Origin of the sequence: Pseudomonas sp. CMR5c, assembly GCF_003850545.1 — a bacterium.
GTDB lineage: Bacteria > Pseudomonadota > Gammaproteobacteria > Pseudomonadales > Pseudomonadaceae > Aquipseudomonas > Aquipseudomonas piscis.
This window is the reverse complement of sequence record NZ_CP027705.1, coordinates 5433677-5448844: the sequence shown is the minus strand read 5'-3', so window position 1 is coordinate 5448844 and position 15168 is coordinate 5433677. Positions and strand designations below refer to the sequence as shown.

12 protein-coding genes and 2 pseudogenes are annotated in these 15168 nt (G+C 64.7%); 4 read left to right on the top strand and 10 right to left on the bottom strand.

Annotated elements, in window-relative coordinates; genetic code table 11:
* Positions 1–6: 6 nt before the first annotated feature.
* Positions 7–2046: a TonB-dependent receptor gene (locus tag C4K40_RS25025; protein WP_053131724.1), complete on the bottom strand. Its 2040-nt coding sequence runs from the start codon at positions 2044–2046 to the stop codon at positions 7–9.
* 404 nt (positions 2047–2450) lie between these two features.
* Here C4K40_RS25025 and C4K40_RS25020 point away from each other — a divergent pair, with 404 nt between their 5' ends.
* Complete coding sequence (locus tag C4K40_RS25020; RefSeq protein ID WP_022640650.1) at positions 2451–2681, top strand: VF530 family DNA-binding protein; 231 nt, start codon at positions 2451–2453, stop codon at positions 2679–2681.
* 8 nt (positions 2682–2689) lie between these two features.
* Positions 2690–3361, top strand: coding sequence for a Pr6Pr family membrane protein (locus C4K40_RS25015; protein WP_022640649.1), 672 nt, complete (start codon positions 2690–2692; stop codon positions 3359–3361).
* Positions 3362–3415: 54 nt separating this feature from the next.
* Here C4K40_RS25015 and C4K40_RS25010 read toward each other — a convergent pair whose 3' ends face one another.
* From C4K40_RS25010 to C4K40_RS25000, 3 genes are all read right to left on the bottom strand, one after another.
* A complete protein-coding gene (locus C4K40_RS25010) occupies positions 3416–4201 on the bottom strand; it encodes a siderophore-interacting protein (RefSeq protein ID WP_022640648.1) in 786 nt (261 codons plus the stop codon).
* Positions 4198–4779: a PadR family transcriptional regulator gene (locus tag C4K40_RS25005; RefSeq protein WP_022640647.1), complete on the bottom strand. Its 582-nt coding sequence runs from the start codon at positions 4777–4779 to the stop codon at positions 4198–4200. The genes C4K40_RS25010 and C4K40_RS25005 overlap by 4 nt, the downstream gene beginning before the upstream one ends.
* A gap of 164 nt (positions 4780–4943) precedes the next feature.
* A complete protein-coding gene (locus C4K40_RS25000) occupies positions 4944–8051 on the bottom strand; it encodes a transglycosylase domain-containing protein (RefSeq protein WP_022640646.1) in 3108 nt (1035 codons plus the stop codon).
* 592 nt (positions 8052–8643) lie between these two features.
* Here C4K40_RS25000 and C4K40_RS24995 point away from each other — a divergent pair.
* Positions 8644–10062, top strand: coding sequence for an amino acid permease (locus tag C4K40_RS24995; RefSeq protein ID WP_022643468.1), 1419 nt, complete (start codon positions 8644–8646; stop codon positions 10060–10062).
* Positions 10063–10164: 102 nt separating this feature from the next.
* Here C4K40_RS24995 and C4K40_RS24990 read toward each other — a convergent pair whose 3' ends face one another.
* From C4K40_RS24990 to C4K40_RS24970, 6 genes and pseudogenes are all read right to left on the bottom strand, one after another.
* Complete coding sequence (locus C4K40_RS24990; RefSeq protein ID WP_022643467.1) at positions 10165–10764, bottom strand: hypothetical protein; 600 nt, start codon at positions 10762–10764, stop codon at positions 10165–10167.
* Positions 10765–10773: 9 nt separating this feature from the next.
* Positions 10774–11367, bottom strand: a complete 594-nt coding sequence (locus tag C4K40_RS24985) for a papain-like cysteine protease family protein (protein WP_022643466.1) — start codon at positions 11365–11367, stop codon at positions 10774–10776.
* A 248-nt stretch (positions 11368–11615) separates the two neighbouring features.
* On the bottom strand, positions 11616–12458 hold the full coding sequence (locus C4K40_RS24980) for an alpha/beta fold hydrolase (protein WP_053132159.1): 843 nt from the start codon (positions 12456–12458) through the stop codon (positions 11616–11618).
* 84 nt (positions 12459–12542) lie between these two features.
* Positions 12543–12833: pseudogene (locus C4K40_RS31815) on the bottom strand (cupin domain-containing protein); the annotation flags it as partial.
* 58 nt (positions 12834–12891) lie between these two features.
* The gene (locus C4K40_RS24975) at positions 12892–14511 is read right to left on the bottom strand and encodes an FMN-binding glutamate synthase family protein (protein ID WP_022643463.1); all 1620 of its coding nucleotides are present in this window, start codon (positions 14509–14511) and stop codon (positions 12892–12894) included.
* A 163-nt stretch (positions 14512–14674) separates the two neighbouring features.
* Positions 14675–14773: pseudogene (locus C4K40_RS24970) on the bottom strand (LuxR C-terminal-related transcriptional regulator); the annotation flags it as partial.
* A gap of 120 nt (positions 14774–14893) precedes the next feature.
* Here C4K40_RS24970 and C4K40_RS24965 point away from each other — a divergent pair.
* The gene (locus tag C4K40_RS24965) at positions 14894–15163 is read left to right on the top strand and encodes a type B 50S ribosomal protein L31 (protein ID WP_053131721.1); all 270 of its coding nucleotides are present in this window, start codon (positions 14894–14896) and stop codon (positions 15161–15163) included.
* Positions 15164–15168 lie beyond the last annotated feature (5 nt).

Sequence of the window (15168 nt, the reverse complement as noted above, 5' to 3'; positions counted from 1 at the left end):
CTGGCCTTAGAAGGTAGTGCGCAGGCCCACTTCCACACTGCGCCCGGCCGCTGGGGCGATATCCCGCAGGATCGAACTGGCGTAGCGCACGGTCTGGTTGGTCAGGTTCTCGCCCTTGACGAAGGCCAGCCACTGGCTGCTGCCGATGTCGAAGCGATACCCGGCGCTGGCTCCCAGGGTGGTGTAGCCATCGGTGCCGCTTTCGTTGTCCGGTACTCGGCCTTGGCTGGCGGCGTGTTGCACGTCCAGCCGGGCCTGCCAGCGGTCCAGTTCCCAGAGCAAGCCGCTGTTCAGGCGCAGTGGTGCGATACGCGGCAAGTCCTGGCCGTTGTCCAGGTTCTTGGCCCGGGTGTAGTCGCCGGACAGCTCCAGGGCGAACTTGCCGTAGGCGTTCTCTCCCAGGGTCCAGCGATCCTGGGCTTCGATTCCAGTGAAGCGTGCCCGTACTCCGCTGTAGATGTATTCCGGATGCCCTGCCAGATCTTCTTCGCCTTCATCGTCGAGTGTGCGCCCCGTCCCCAGCAGGCCGATGTAGTTGGAGAAGTGGCTGTAGAACACCCCGACGCTGCCTTTATGCACGCCGTTGTCGAAGCGCAGGGCCAGGTCGCTGGAGACGGCTTTTTCCTTGGACAGCTTGGCGTTGCCCACTTCGTAGGTGCCGGTGGCGACGTGGGCGCCGTTGGCATACAGCTCGTAGAAGGTCGGCGCGCGTTCGGTGTAGCCCAGGGTGGCAGCCAGGGACCAGACCGGAGTCAGGGTGTAGACCGCGCCCGAGGACAGGCTGCCGGCGGTGAAACTGCTGGATTTGTCGGCCTGGGCGAAGCGTTCGTTGCCCTTGCCATCCGGGTCCACGACGGTGTGTTCCAGGCGCCCGCCAAGGCTGAGTTTCAGGCGGTCCGTGGCTTGCAGTTCCTCGAGGATGAACAGCGCGCCGCTGTTGGTATCGGTTTTCGGGACGAAGGCTTCCTCGCCCAGGGCCGAGAATTCGTTGCGATTGAACTGGGCCCCGACCACCCCTTCGAGCGGGCCGATGGGCAAGTGCCGAGCCTCGACCCGGGCTTCATAACCCTTGTTCTTGAATGTGGTGCCGGTTTCGCCGCCTTCGATCTCGCGGTGTTCGTAGTCGGTATAGCCGGCATTGAACTTCAGCGAACTGAAAGGGCCTTGCAGGTTGCGCAACTCGGAAGCGAAGGCGTAGTGGTCCTGCTTCATGCGGATGCGTACGTCCTGCTCGGCTGGGGAGCCGTAGTTGGAGTCGTAGTTGCTGTAGGACAAGCCGGCGTAGCCGTCGTCCCAGGTGTAGGAACCGCCGATGGCGCCACCGTCCTGGCGGCCGTCGCTGTTGCCCAGGCGGCCTTTCTTGCCGTCCCCGTCTTCGCTTGCCGGAGCATGGCGACTGCGGGCGTAACCGGGGATCTTCAGGTCGTTGAACTGCCGTGAGTTGGCATCCAGGTGCAGGGCGAAGGTGCCGTTGCCGGCTTCCAGCTTGCCGGCGCTGCTGCGGGTGGTATCGGCACCGCCGTAGCGCAATTCGCCGGCACCGTGGATGCCCTCGATGGCCTCGGTGGGGATGCGATTGTCGAAGCTGTTGATCACCCCGCCGATGGCGTTGCCGCCGTAGAGCAGGGCTGCCGGGCCACGGACGATCTCGATGCGCTCGACGTTGACCGGATCCAGGGGCACGGCATGGTCATAGGACAGCGACGAAGCATCCAGGGCGCCGACGCCGTTGCGCAGGATACGGATGCGATCACCGTCCAGGCCGCGGATCACCGGGCGGCTGGCACCGGGGCCGAAGTACGACGAAGACACCCCCGGCTGCTTGTTCAGGGTCTCGCCGAGGCTGCCCTTCTGCGCCAGGGTCAGCGCATCACCTTCCACCACGGTGGTAGGGGCGGCCAGTTCGGTGTTGCCCAGGGGGTTGGCGGTGATGACCTGTTGCGGCAGTTCCACGGCGTGGGCCTGGGAGGCGATCAGCACGGCGGCGGACAGCGGCGACAGGCGCCACAGTAGCGAGCGAGAAGGGCGGTGAGCTGAGAGGGACATCGGTCGTTCCTTGGCAAGCATTGCGCGACGCGCATATGAGTCGAAAAACAGGCGGGACACGGGACACCCGAAGCGCGGGTGAGTTGTCATGTGTTGATACAATATAACATCTCAAATGTATGAAAAAGCCAGGAACTTTTTCATCGACTCGCATCGGGGCGCCTTCGCGGCTTGGCGCAACGGCAGCCAAGCCGCCCGCGCATCACCGCTGCCGCAGGCTGTGAACGGGCGCGCAGCGGCCGACAGGTAGGGGCTGGTGACGAATTTGGCCAGTCGATCATTGAAGGCCTGCGCAGCCTTGCGGGCTGCCTAGCGGCTACAGTTAATCCAGCGCACTGGCGCGGGCGCAGGCCGTCGGCTAAGGTGCGCGGCTTGTTTTCCTCATCTGCGTTCGAAGGCCTGGCATGACCGTTACCCACACCGACCCGCTGCATGGCGTGACCCTGGAACAGATCCTCAAGGCCCTGGTGGAGCACTACGAATGGTCGGGACTGGCGGAACGCATCGACATCCGCTGCTTCAAGAGCGATCCGAGCATCAAGTCGAGCCTGACGTTCCTGCGCAAGACGCCCTGGGCCCGGGAGAAGGTCGAGCGGCTCTACGTGAAATTGCAGCGCACCAAGCGTCCGCTCTGAGGCCCCGCATGGAGGACGGATCGCTGGCCCAGTGGTCCGCTCGGCGCGGCCTGATCGCGATCGCGGCATTCCTTGGCTGGTTCGGCCTGGCGGTGCAGCTGTACCTGATCCTGTTGCTGCGCTGGGATGTCGGCGCCAGCTTGCTGGGCGGCCTGGTGAACTTCTTCAGTTTCTTCACCGTGCTCAGCAATACCCTGGTGGCCAGCGTGCTGACCTGCGCCCTGAACCTGCGGGTTTCCCGCGGGCAGGCGTTCATGCTCCAACCCTGGGTCAGTGGTGCGGTGGCGGCCAGCATCGTGCTGGTGGGCCTGGCCTACAACCTGCTGCTGCGCCACTTGTGGCATCCCCAAGGCTGGCAGTGGCTGGCCGATGAGCTGCTGCACGATGTGATGCCGCTGCTGTTCCTGGCCTACTGGTGCTGCTGCGTACCCAAGGGCCGCCTGCGCTTGCGCCATGTCGGGCTATGGACGCTGTACCCGACCTTGTACTTCGCCTACCTGCTCCTGCGCGGTCACTTGCTCGGGCTCTATCCCTATCCCTTCATCGCCGTTGACCGGCTGGGGTATCCCCGGGCCGTGCTCAATGCCCTCGGACTGCTGGCAGGGTTCGTCCTGGTGTCGCTGCTATTGCTGGGGTTGGACCACTGGCTGGGGCGCCGGCATTGCGCGGGCCAGAAATGATTCGCCGGCGAGGTACTGGGCACCTGCGCCGGCGAGGGCTTGGCGGGTGAGCGATCAGTCTTCTTCGCTGGTATCCAGGCGCCAGTAGCCGACGGCCTTGACGAACTCGTCGTCGAGCCGGTGTTCATCGAGCAGAATCCGGCGCAGTTGCCGCGAGACCTTGCTCTCGGTGGCGATCCAGGCATACAGCCGGCCTTGGGGCACTTGCAGCCCGCGCACGCAAGCATGCAGATCCTGCTGGCCGCCATCGCGTTCGACCCAGATCACTTCCACCTCGGCGGCACTGTGCAGCGCCTGGCGTTCGGCACGATCCTGGATTTCGATCACCGCCAGGACCCGGCGGCCGGCAGGCAGTTCCTCCAGGCGCCGGGCGATGGCCGGCAGGGCGGTTTCATCGCCGATCAGCAGGTAGCTGTCGAAGATATCCGGGACCACCATCGAGCCTCGTGGCCCGGCGATGTGCAGCTCCTGTCCGGGCTGGACCTGTTCGGCCCAGGTCGATGCGGGGCCGTCGCCGTGCAAGACGAAGTCGATGTCCAGCTCGCCCAACTGCGGGTCGTAGCGGCGCGGGGTGTAGTCGCGCATGGCGGGCATCGGTCCGCTGTCCTTGCCCGGGCCCATGACCAGGGTTTGCAGGGCGGCTTGCTGCTCGGCGTTCTGCGGGAACAGCAACTTCACATGGTCGTCGCTGCCCAGGCTGAGGAACCCGGCCAGTTCCGGGCCGCCCAGGGTGACCCGGCGCATGCGCGGGGTGACGTCGACCACACGCAGGACCTGCAGGCGCCGGCGCTTGATCTCGTGCATGACCCGGTGAATGGACAGTTCGGGGGTGGCAGTCATTCGGCTTTCTCCTGGCTGGAAGGGGTTGCAGGACCATCGACAATGGCCTTGGCGGTGTTGTTCAGCAGATCGCGGACCCGCAGGATTTCCTCGGGGCTCCAGCGACCGTTATGCATTTGCAGGGCATGGCGCAGGTTGTGCACCGCCTCGTGGATTTCTGCCGGGCGGTCATGCCCGCGCAGCGAGCGCTTGCTGACTTCGATGCGCATGCGCACGCCATCCAGGGCAACGGCCTGCTCCTTGAGGAACAGACGACCGGTGTCGGTGGCGCTGTAGCGTTTTTTTCCGCCTTCGGCATCGCCCTGGATCATTTCGCTTTCTTCCAGGAAGGTCAGGGTCGGGTAGATCACGCCCGGGCTTGGGCTGTAGACGCCATCGAACATGGTTTCGATCTGGCGGATCAGGTCGTAGCCATGGCAAGGCTCGTCGGCGATCAACGCCAGCAGCAGCAGCTTCAGGTCGCCGGGGGCGAATACCCGTGGGCCACGGCCGCCGCGCTCACGGCCGCCGCGGCGCTCGAAGCCTTCGGGGCCGTCGCCATGTCCGCGGTGATGGTGGGGATGGTGGTGCTCTCTCATTTTCGTGCTCTCCGTTTTGGTTAAGACATAACTTAAGATATATCTTAATGCTGAAGCAAGCGGTTCCGCACGACCCGGGGCCACCGTTCGTCGCGAGCGCCAATTGGCAAAGAGAGCGCGAAATGCCGTGCAGCCAGCCCCGGGGCTGGCCGGCGTGGAGGGTGTCAGCGTTGCACCAGGTTGCCCTGGCACTGGGTGCCGCTACCCGGTTGCAGGTAGGGCATGAGGATCGGCGCCATGCCCTTGAGCACCTGCACCGGCAAGGCCGAGGTGAACTTGAAGGCTTGGGCGGAGGCGCCGGGAACATAGGCGGTGAGGGTGCCGAAGTGGTGATCGCCGATGTAGAACACGAAGGTCGCGGTGCGGTTGATGGATTTGGAGCTCAGCACCCGGCCTCCGGCGCCGATGGCTTCGATGCGGTTGTCGCCGGTGCCGGTCTTGCCGCCCATGGCCAGGGGCGTGCCGTCGGCCAGCTTGAAGCTGCCGGATACCCGCTTTGCCGTGCCTGCATCCACCACCTGGGACAGGGCCCCGCGCAGCGCCGTGGCCACCTGCGAAGGCATTACCCGCTGGCCCTTGTCCGGGTCGTTGAGCAAGCGGGTTTCATAGGGTGTGCCGGCGGCGAAGTGCAGGCTGTCGATGCGCAGGGTCGGCAGGCGCACACCGTCGTTGAGAATGGTCCCCACCAGCTCGGCCAGGGCCGCTGGCCGGTCGCCGGAACTGCCGATGGCGGTGGCCAGGGACGGCACCAGGTGGTCGAACGGATAGCCCACGGCCTGCCAGCGCTGGTGGATGTCGAGGAACGCCTCGATCTCCAGCATGGTACGGATGCGGCTGTCCCGGGCGCTGCGGTGACGGCTCTTGAACAACCAGCTGTAGACTTCCTGGCGTTCGAATTCGCTGGCCTTGACCACCTGGCTGAAGCTGGCTTCGGGGTTGTTCATCAGGTAGCCGAGCAGCCACAGGTCCAGCGGGTGGACCTTGGCGATGTAGCCCTGGTCCGGCAGGTCGTAGGCTCCAGGACCGTAGCTGGCGTAGAGCTTGTCCAGGCGCTCGTCGGTGAGCTTCTCGCCGACCTTGGCGTTTTTCATATGGGCCCGCACGAAGCGGTTGAAGCTGTCCTGGCTGGCATCCGGTAGCAGGTAGCGATGCACCGCGGCCAGGCGGATCGCCGTGGGGTGCATGCTGTCGAGGAAGGTTTCCAGGCGCGACTGGGTGTCCTTGTTGCGGTACTTCTTCCAGAACCGCAGGAGGAACGAGGTGCCTTCGCGGTCGGCGAAGCGCGCCAGGTATTCCTGGCGCCGTGGGTTGTCATCGTCCTTGAGCAGCTCGGCGCTGGTGCTGTCGCCACCGTAGGTGCTGTAGCGCACCAGGTCGCGCATCAGGCGGATGAACGGCAGGTTGATGGATTCGCGCAGGGCATCGCGCAGGGTCGGGCTGCGCCCGTTGTCCTCGTTGCGAAAGTTGTGGAAGTGGTGCACACCGCCGCCGGTGAAGAACGCCTCGCCGGGGCTGGCGGAGTAGGTGCGATCCAGGGCGGCGTCGAGCATCTTCGGCAGGCTCTGGTCGCTGTTCTGCGCCAGGTAGTCCAGGGCCCAGCGGCTCAGGCGGTCTTGGTCGTCCACCGGGACTTTCTTCAACTGCGCCGGGGTCTGCCCGGCGTACTTGTCATGCAGCTCGGCGATGATCTGCAGGTAGGTGGTCAGCACCCGCAGCTTGGCGGTGGAGCCCAGCTCCAGCTTGCTGCCTTCGTTGATGTCGAAGGGCTGGTCGGTGCTGTCGGTCTGCACCCGTACCCGGGAGCCGTCGCCGGTGAGTTCGAACAGGGTGAAGCTGTAGCGGACCTGGGTGGTACTGGTGGGGGTGAGCAGGCGTTCGCCAAGCACTCCGACCTGGGCGGCGAACGTCGGGTCGGCCAGGTGCTTGAGGTACTCGGTGGCCTGGCGCTGCAGGTCGCTCTGCAGGGTGCTGGTGGCCGAGAGGTCGAGGCGATCCAGGTCGTACAGCGGGCGGTTGAGCAGGGCCGCCAGGCGGCTGCGGGCCACGCTGATGCCCTTGTTGGTCTCGATCGGCTGGATCGTCGGCTGTTGCTGCCAGTCGCGATAGGCCACCTTGCTGGCCAGGGCGGCGGCGCTCAGCGCCGGGTCTATGACATTGTTCTGCGCCAGCAGGCGGATATGGCTGTCGGTCAGGTCCGCCAGTTCCGTACGGCCCTTGGCCAGGTAATGGGAGGGGCGGCGCTGGGCGATCATCAACGACAGCACCTGGCGTAGGGCCAAGCCGCGCTGGGCCAGGCTGTGGCCATCGGTGCCGGTGCCGGCCAGGGCCTGGTTGACCTGGCTGAAGTCGGCGCCGTACCAGACCCGCAATCCTTCGGCCATGCCGTGCACCTCGCCATGGCCGGGGACGGCCGATAGCGGCACGCTATTGAGGTAGTCGCGGACGATGCGCTTGCGGGCCTCCAGGGTCTGCGGGCCGTCCTGATAGGCGCGCACGCTGGCGGAAATCATCTGGCGGATCTTCTCCCCGCCCGACACCGTCAGGCCATCGGGGGAATGGCGGTATTTTTCCAGCTGGGTGGCCAGGGTACTGCCCCCGGCGCTCTGGCCGGGCAGGTGCAGCAGCCGGGCTACCTGGGACCAGGCGGCCTTGGCGAAGCGCGGCCAGTCCACCGCCGGATTGGCCTGGGCCAGCTGTGGATCCAGCAGGTCGCGGTTCTCGATGAACAGCAGGCTATGCACCACCAGGGGCGGGATGCTGGCGAAGCTGGCATAGAACTGCTGCGGATACTTGAACCGGTACATCGGCGCGGCGCGGCAATCGGTGATGGATAGCCCGGCCTGGATCTTCTCGGCATAGGGCACGAAGAGGCCGTTTTCGCTGTAGTCCATCAATGCCGGGGAGAACCGTACCTGGGACTCGATCAGGTAGCCCCGCTTGAGCAGGCGTGGGAGGAACTCGCCCAGGGCGCTGTAACCCAAGCGTCGATCGAAGGGGCCGGCGCCGGGATAGACAATCGCGTCGCTGGGGCCAGGTTGCAGGGAATAGCTCAGGTCACGGGCCAGGCTGCTGAATTCCCGGGCCTGGAACCTGGAAGTACGCATTTCGCGGCTGGCGGCAACGCCCAGGGCGACCAGGGCGATCAACAACAACAGCCAGAACAGGCGCCAGAAATAACGGCGGGGCCGGGGGCGTTCGGGCAAAGGCGCTTCGTCGTCGCTGTGGCTTGGCACTGCGGTACTGCGTGGATCGGTGTGCCCCAAAGCGCCCATAGTCGATTGATCCCTCCACAGAGATTGATCGGACTTGTCTGAAGCTTAGTCGGTGGCGGCCGGTGGTGAAGAAATTGTCAAAACGACCGTTTGGCGGGTCAGCGGGGAATCAGGTCTGCGTTCTGGCTGGTTATCCGCTCACTACCAGGGCGAGTCGTACGTTGTACCCAATAGCCAGTCGAGCCCGGATCCAGGGCTGTCGTGGGCTTGTACGCAGGGCTGCCTACCTCCCTTTGCAAACCCCTGTTATAGAGCCTTTTCCCAGGTAAATACGCCCTAGGTAGGGGCATGACGGGGCACCGGGGCTGTGCAATACTCACGCCCCTTTCCGAGTGGGGTTTGGTGGAAAAAAGCAGGGAATGCTTCTCCGTGAAAGCGGTTTTTGCCGAGATTTCTCTCTGAATTTTGCTGTTTATAGAGTGAAAAGCCCTGTGACGAGCTTTTTATACTGCGCACCCCGCTGATCTGGCAGGTTTTGTCCTACAGACGCGCCGTCCCACAAGGCCGGTCCGGTCGAGCAGGCCGCGGTTATCCGCCGCGACCTGGAAGACTCGGTGGTTCATATCCAATAACAAAATGAGGTTGTATCTCTATGCCAGTTGGCAACCAACTGCCCCACGGCGAAACCGCTCAGGGCGGCCCGCTGAAACGCGAACTCGGCGAACGGCATATTCGCTTGATGGCCCTGGGCGCCTGTATCGGCGTCGGCCTGTTCCTCGGCTCGGCCAAGGCCATCGAAATGGCCGGTCCGGCGATCATGCTGTCCTACATCATCGGCGGCCTGGCGATCCTGGTGATCATGCGCGCCCTCGGCGAGATGGCGGTGCACAACCCGGTCGCGGGTTCCTTCAGCCGCTATGCACAAGATTACCTGGGCCCGCTGGCGGGCTTCCTCACTGGCTGGAACTACTGGTTCCTGTGGCTGGTGACCTGCGTCGCGGAGATCACCGCCGTGGCGGTGTACATGGGCATCTGGTTCCCCGATGTACCGCGCTGGATCTGGGCCCTGGCGGCCCTGGTGAGCATGGGCTCGATCAACCTGATCGCGGTCAAGGCCTTCGGTGAGTTCGAGTTCTGGTTCGCCCTGATCAAGATCGTCACCATCATCGCCATGGTCATCGGCGGTGTCGGCATCATCGCCTTCGGCTTCGGCAACGATGGGGTGGCCCTGGGGATCTCCAACCTGTGGACCCACGGCGGCTTCATGCCCAACGGCGTGACCGGCGTGCTGATGTCCCTGCAAATGGTGATGTTCGCCTACCTGGGCGTGGAGATGATCGGCCTGACCGCCGGTGAAGCACGCAACCCGCAAAAAACCATTCCCAACGCCATCGGCTCGGTGTTCTGGCGCATCCTGCTGTTCTACGTGGGCGCGCTGTTCGTGATCCTGTCGATTTATCCATGGAACGAAATCGGCACCCAGGGCAGTCCCTTCGTGATGACTTTCGAGCGCCTGGGGATCAAGACCGCCGCTGGCATCATCAACTTCGTGGTGATCACCGCGGCCTTGTCGTCCTGCAACGGTGGCATCTTCAGCACCGGTCGCATGCTCTACAGCCTGGCGCAGAACGGCCAGGCGCCGGCCAGCTTCGCCAAGACCTCGGAAAGCGGCGTGCCGCGTCGCGCCTTGCTGCTGTCGATCTTCGCCTTGCTGCTGGGCGTGCTGCTCAACTACCTGGTGCCCGAGAAGGTGTTCGTCTGGGTGACCTCCATCGCCACCTTCGGCGCGATCTGGACCTGGGTGATGATCCTCCTGGCCCAGCTCAAGTTCCGCAAAGGCCTGACTGCGGCCGAGCGCGCTGGCCTCAAGTACCGCATGTGGCTGTACCCGATCAGCTCGTACCTGGCGCTGGCGTTCCTGGTGCTGGTGGTGGGGCTGATGGCCTACTTCCCGGATACCCGCGTGGCGCTGTATGTCGGCCCGGCGTTCCTGGTGCTGCTGACCGCGTTGTTCTACATGCTCAACCTGCAGCCGACCAACACCCAGCAGCAGGCCCGTTCGGCCTCCTGACCCGCGTCCCGGTGCTGCTCTCGGCGTGAGCAGCCCGGCCTGATGGCCAGGCAATGAAAAATCCGGCGTCCCGCGAGGGGCGCCGGATTTTTTTTGCCGGGCTCAACCGCCCAGGGTGCCGCTGGTGTCGGCATCGAACACAGCCTTGGCCTGCTTGGCGGCCGGTACCAGCAGGCCGAACAGCGTGGCCTCGCTGTAGAGCTGCCGGGGTACCAGGTTGGCGGGCGTGGGCTCGATGGGGATCAGCACTTCCTCGGCGTCGCCGTGCAGCCAGATCAGCGTTGCTTGCAGGGCCGGGACGAACAACAAGCGCAGTTCATAGGACTTGCCTTGCAGTTGCGGGGCTTGTTCGGCCAGGTTCAGGGCGCTGATGGTCGAGGCCGCCAGGGCTCCGTGGTTCAGCGCGCAGAACTCCAGCTGGCCGGTGGTTTCGGTCAGTTGGGCATCGGCGATCGAGACGCCACCGGCGAACACCAGGTAATGCCAATCGCCCGGCGTGGCCTGGGCCAGGTCCTGGCCGTTGGCCAGGTCTTCCAGGCTCAGGGTATAGCCACGAAAGGCCTGGGACAGGTTCAAGGTGGCCGGACCGGCATTGGCGAAGGCGCGATTGATACCGAAGCCCTGGGTCTGCAGGGCCGCCTGCAGGGCCGGACGCAGTTGCTGGACGCCACCGACGGGCGCCTTTGGATAAGTCAGTTGCATGCTGCCTCCTCAGTAGTTTTTCCGGGTGAAGTAGGTGTGGGTCCAGTTGCCGCCGCCGTTGTAGGTGCCGGGGAAGCTGTTCAGGGCGCGGGTCGAGTAGCCGAAGATCGAGTCGGCCACCAGTACGTAGCCGCCGTCGGTGCCGTAGATCGCCAGGAAATGCGCGCCACCGCCGTACCAGGCGCAGCGCAGGCCGACGGGGCGGCCCATGCCGAGCTGGTTCTCGATGGCGGCCATCTGCATGCGATCTTCGCGCATGCCGCCGTAGCTGCCGGTGGTACGCAGGGCCGAGTCCAGGTAGCCATAGACGTTGCACGGTCCGGGCTGGCTGCAGCAGGTGCTGCGGCCCAGCTCGGCGTTGGCCACGCCGCATTGGGTCCAGGAGCCGGTGTTGTAGTAATTGCCGACCGAGGCCGACAGGGCGGCCCAGCACCAGTTGGTCTGGGTTTGCTGCTGGATGTTGAAGTTCAGGCGGGCGCCGGCCAGGGGCGCGGCCTCGGCCGCTTGAGTGATCTCGTCCAGCTCTGGGTCCAGCAGGGTGCCGGCCAGGCAGCGGGGCATGACTTGTGGATTGCCGATAGGGGGCAGGGTAGTGCTTAGCATGTTCATCCTCCGTGAATGAAAACCAGCCTCCGGCTGGTGTTCGTCGCCGCACGGGAGCGAGCGGCGTACCGGACCCGAATGCCGAGCATCGCGCCAGGCCAGCCTCGATGGCAGGCGCTGTCGGGTCTGTAATCAACCTTAGATGAAATATGCGTCAACGCAATTTAAATATGCGTTTATGCAAAATTGCCAATAAAGACGTCCCCGCTAAAGGGGACATCCGTGGTGGGGCGGGGGAAAGGCCGGGGTCATTGGCCGTCGAGGAAATGCTCGAGGGCGGCGTTGAAGAAACCGGGATCCTGGAGAAAGGCGAAATGGCTGGCATTGGGCAGGATCAACAGCCCGGCCCCGGGAATCGTCGCCGCCATGTATTCGGTGTGTTCACGCTTGATGGCTTCGTCGCGATCGCCATCGACGATCAGTACCGGCGCCTTGATCCTGGAAAGGTCGGCGTCGCTCCAGTTGGGCTGGCTGGCCCACATGTGGCTGATCTGCTCGACGAAGGCCTGGTACTCCCCGGGTGTTGGCGACAGCTTCGCGTATTCCTTGCCGGCGCGCTCGATGTAGGCGGCAAAGGTCGGATTGTTCTCCACCCCTTCCCTGACCCCGTCGGTGCGAGTGTTGGCGGCATAGGCGAAGACCTTGCCCACCCGTTGCGGGTAGCGCATGGCCAGGTCCAGGCCGAGGATCGCGCCATCGCTCCAGCCGACGAAATCGGCCCGGGTGATTTTCAGCTGGTCGAGCAGGGCGACCACGTCGTCGGCCATCAGGTCGTAGCCGTAGGGGCGCGCGTCGCGGGTGCTGCGTCCATGGCCACGGCTGTCGACGCTGATCACCGTGTGCCGGGCGGCCAGGGCCTTGACCTGATGGCCCCAGTAGTCGGCATTGCCCAGGCCGCCATGTAGCAGCACCACCGGCGAACCATGGCCGATCCTGCTGTAGTAGAGGCGTATGCCATTGACCTTTGCATATCCACCCTGGGCCCCGGCCACCGGGGCTGGAGTGGGCGGCAGGGTCTGCCAGCGCTCGCTGGCGAAGGTGCTGGTGAACGACAGCAGCAGGACGAGCCCTGCAAGCAAGCGATGGGACATGGCTTTCTCCGTGGCTATGGGGTCGGCCGCTACGGGCCGTGGGTGGGCGCGCCGGGACGCCGTTGCGGGCGCACGGCTCCAAGTATCGATGATTACCAGGGTGCCCTGGCTGCCCGGGAGCACGCTGTGGACCTGCCCGGCCGGCACCAGGTACATCTGCCCGGCCCGCACCTGCACGGTGCCGCCGTCGATGCCCAGGCGCAGGCAGCCCTCGGTCACCAACAGGCCTTCGTCGTAGTCGTGGACTTCGTCGCCGCTGGGCTGCTGGTCCATGCGCAGGACCTTGACGCAGGCCGGGCCGATCCGCCCCACCGGCGAGGATTGCCAGGGCTCGGGCAGTTGCTGGGACAACCGGTCGAATGACAGCAGGGGCATGGCGCTCTTCCTTGTGGGCCAAGGCCCGGGCCGCCAGGGGCAGGCCCGGGGGCCGCGATCAGGCCGCGGCCGGGGTGTTGGGCTCGAAGCTGTCGGCGCGGGCCAGTTGCCACATGCGCGAGTAGAACTCGCCGGTGACTTCGCCGGTCAGCAATTCGCCGGGCTTGAGGAATACATGCAGTTGGGAGAATAGCTTGATCTCGGTGGCCGACATGCGCCGTACCAGGTGCTTGGCTTCCAATTGCGAAGGGTGCTGCAGGCCGGCGGCGGCGAGCATCTCGGCCAGGGCCTTGAGGGTATTGCGATGGAAGCTGTACACCCGCTGGGCCTTGTCCGGTACCACCAGCGCCCGCTGGCGCAGGTTGTCCTGGGTGGCCACGCCGGTCGGGCACTTGTTGGTATGGCAGCTCTGCGACTGGATGCAGCCGATGGCGAACATGAAGCCGCGCGCCGAGTTGGCCCAGTCGGCACCGATGGCCAGTACGCTGGCGATGTCGAAGGCGCTGACGATCTTGCCGCTGGCGCCGAGCTTGATCTTGTCCCGCAGGTTCAGGCCCACCAGGGTGTTGTGCACGAACAGCAGGCCTTCGCGCATCGGCGCACCGATATGGTCGGTGAATTCCACCGGTGCGGCGCCGGTGCCGCCTTCCTTGCCGTCGACCACGATGAAGTCCGGAAGGATGCCGGTCTCCAGCATGGCCTTGGCGATGCCCATGAACTCCCACGGATGGCCCAGGCAGAACTTGAAGCCCACCGGCTTGCCACCGGACAGTTCACGCAACTGCTGGATGAAATGCATCATTTCGATAGGGGTGGAGAAGGCACTGTGGCTCGATGGCGAGATGCAGTCCTCGCCCATGCGGATACCCCGGGTATCGGCGATTTCCTGGGTCACCTTGTGCTTGGGCAGGATGCCGCCGTGGCCAGGCTTGGCACCCTGGCTCATCTTGATCTCGATCATCCGTACCTGGGGGTTGCTGGCCTGGGCGGCGAAGCGCTCCGGGTCGAAGCGCCCATCGCTGGTGCGGCAGCCGAAGTAGCCGCTGCCCAGTTCCCAGGTCAGGTCGCCGCCGTGTTCACGGTGGTAGGGGCTGATGCTGCCTTCGCCGGTGTCATGGGCGAAGTTGCCGAGCTTGGCGCCCTGGTTCAGCGCGCGGATGGCGTTGGCGCTCAGGGAACCGAAGCTCATGGCCGAGATGTTGAACACCGAGGCCGAATAGGGCTGGGTGCACTGTGGGCCGCCGACGGTGACGCGAAAGCTGTCGGGATCGCTCAGGGGCGCCGGGCGCATGGAGTGGCCGATGAACTCGAACCCCGATTGGTAGACGTCGATCAGGGTGCCGAAGGGTTTGTCCGCACTCTGGTTCTTGGCCCGCGAATAGACCAGCGAGCGCTGGGCCCGGGAAAAGGGCAGGGCGTCGCTGTCGGATTCCAGCAGGTACTGGCGGATTTCCGGGCGGATGCCTTCGACCAGGTAGCGGATATTGCCCAGGATCGGGTAGTTGCGGCGTACGGCATGGGGACTTTGCAGCAGGTCGAAGATCCCCAGCAGGCTCAGCAGGCCGGTGACCAGGGTGAAGGGCCAGACCCAGTCATATTCGACGAAGGGCAGGCTGGCGAGGGTGAATATCACGCAGGCGGCAAAGAAGGCATAGCGGCTCAGGAGTGACAGGCTCATACGGGTTCCTTGGTTCGGACTCATCAGATCGTTTGTCGGTACTCATTCTTGTTGGAGCGCTGGTTCTTATTGTTATGTCCAGGCGCGGCGACAGGCCGGGCCGGCTATCAGGCGCCATGCACCTGAAGAAAGTTCCGCGAACAGCCGGAGCCGGGACGCCATGCCCCAGCGTGCTGGCGCTGATTGTCTTATGGTTTTTCACCGTCTCGGTGGAAATTTCCAGCTTACGGGCGATCTCCTTGCTGGAGCAACCGCTGATCAGCCGCTCTGGCGCGGCACAGACAGGCAGCCAGGGGCTTGTTGCAATCGGTTCTCGTTTGGAAAGTTATGATGTGTTATTTTATAACGTATTGAATTCACCCAAACGCCCTGGAGGCCCCCCATGAAATCCGGTATCCATCCCGATTACCGCACCGTGCTGTTCCACGACACCGCCGCCGATGTGTTCTTCCTCATCGGCTCCACCGTGGACACCGATCGCACCCACCAGTACAGCGACGGCCAGACCTATCCCTATGTGGCCCTGGACGTCTCCAGCGCCTCGCATCCGGTGTACACCGGCCAGCAGCGCAAGACCCAGTCCGAAGGCCGTATCGCCGGTTTCAACAAGCGTTTTGCATCCTTCGGCTCCGGCGGCAAGGCCGCCAAGTGAGTGCA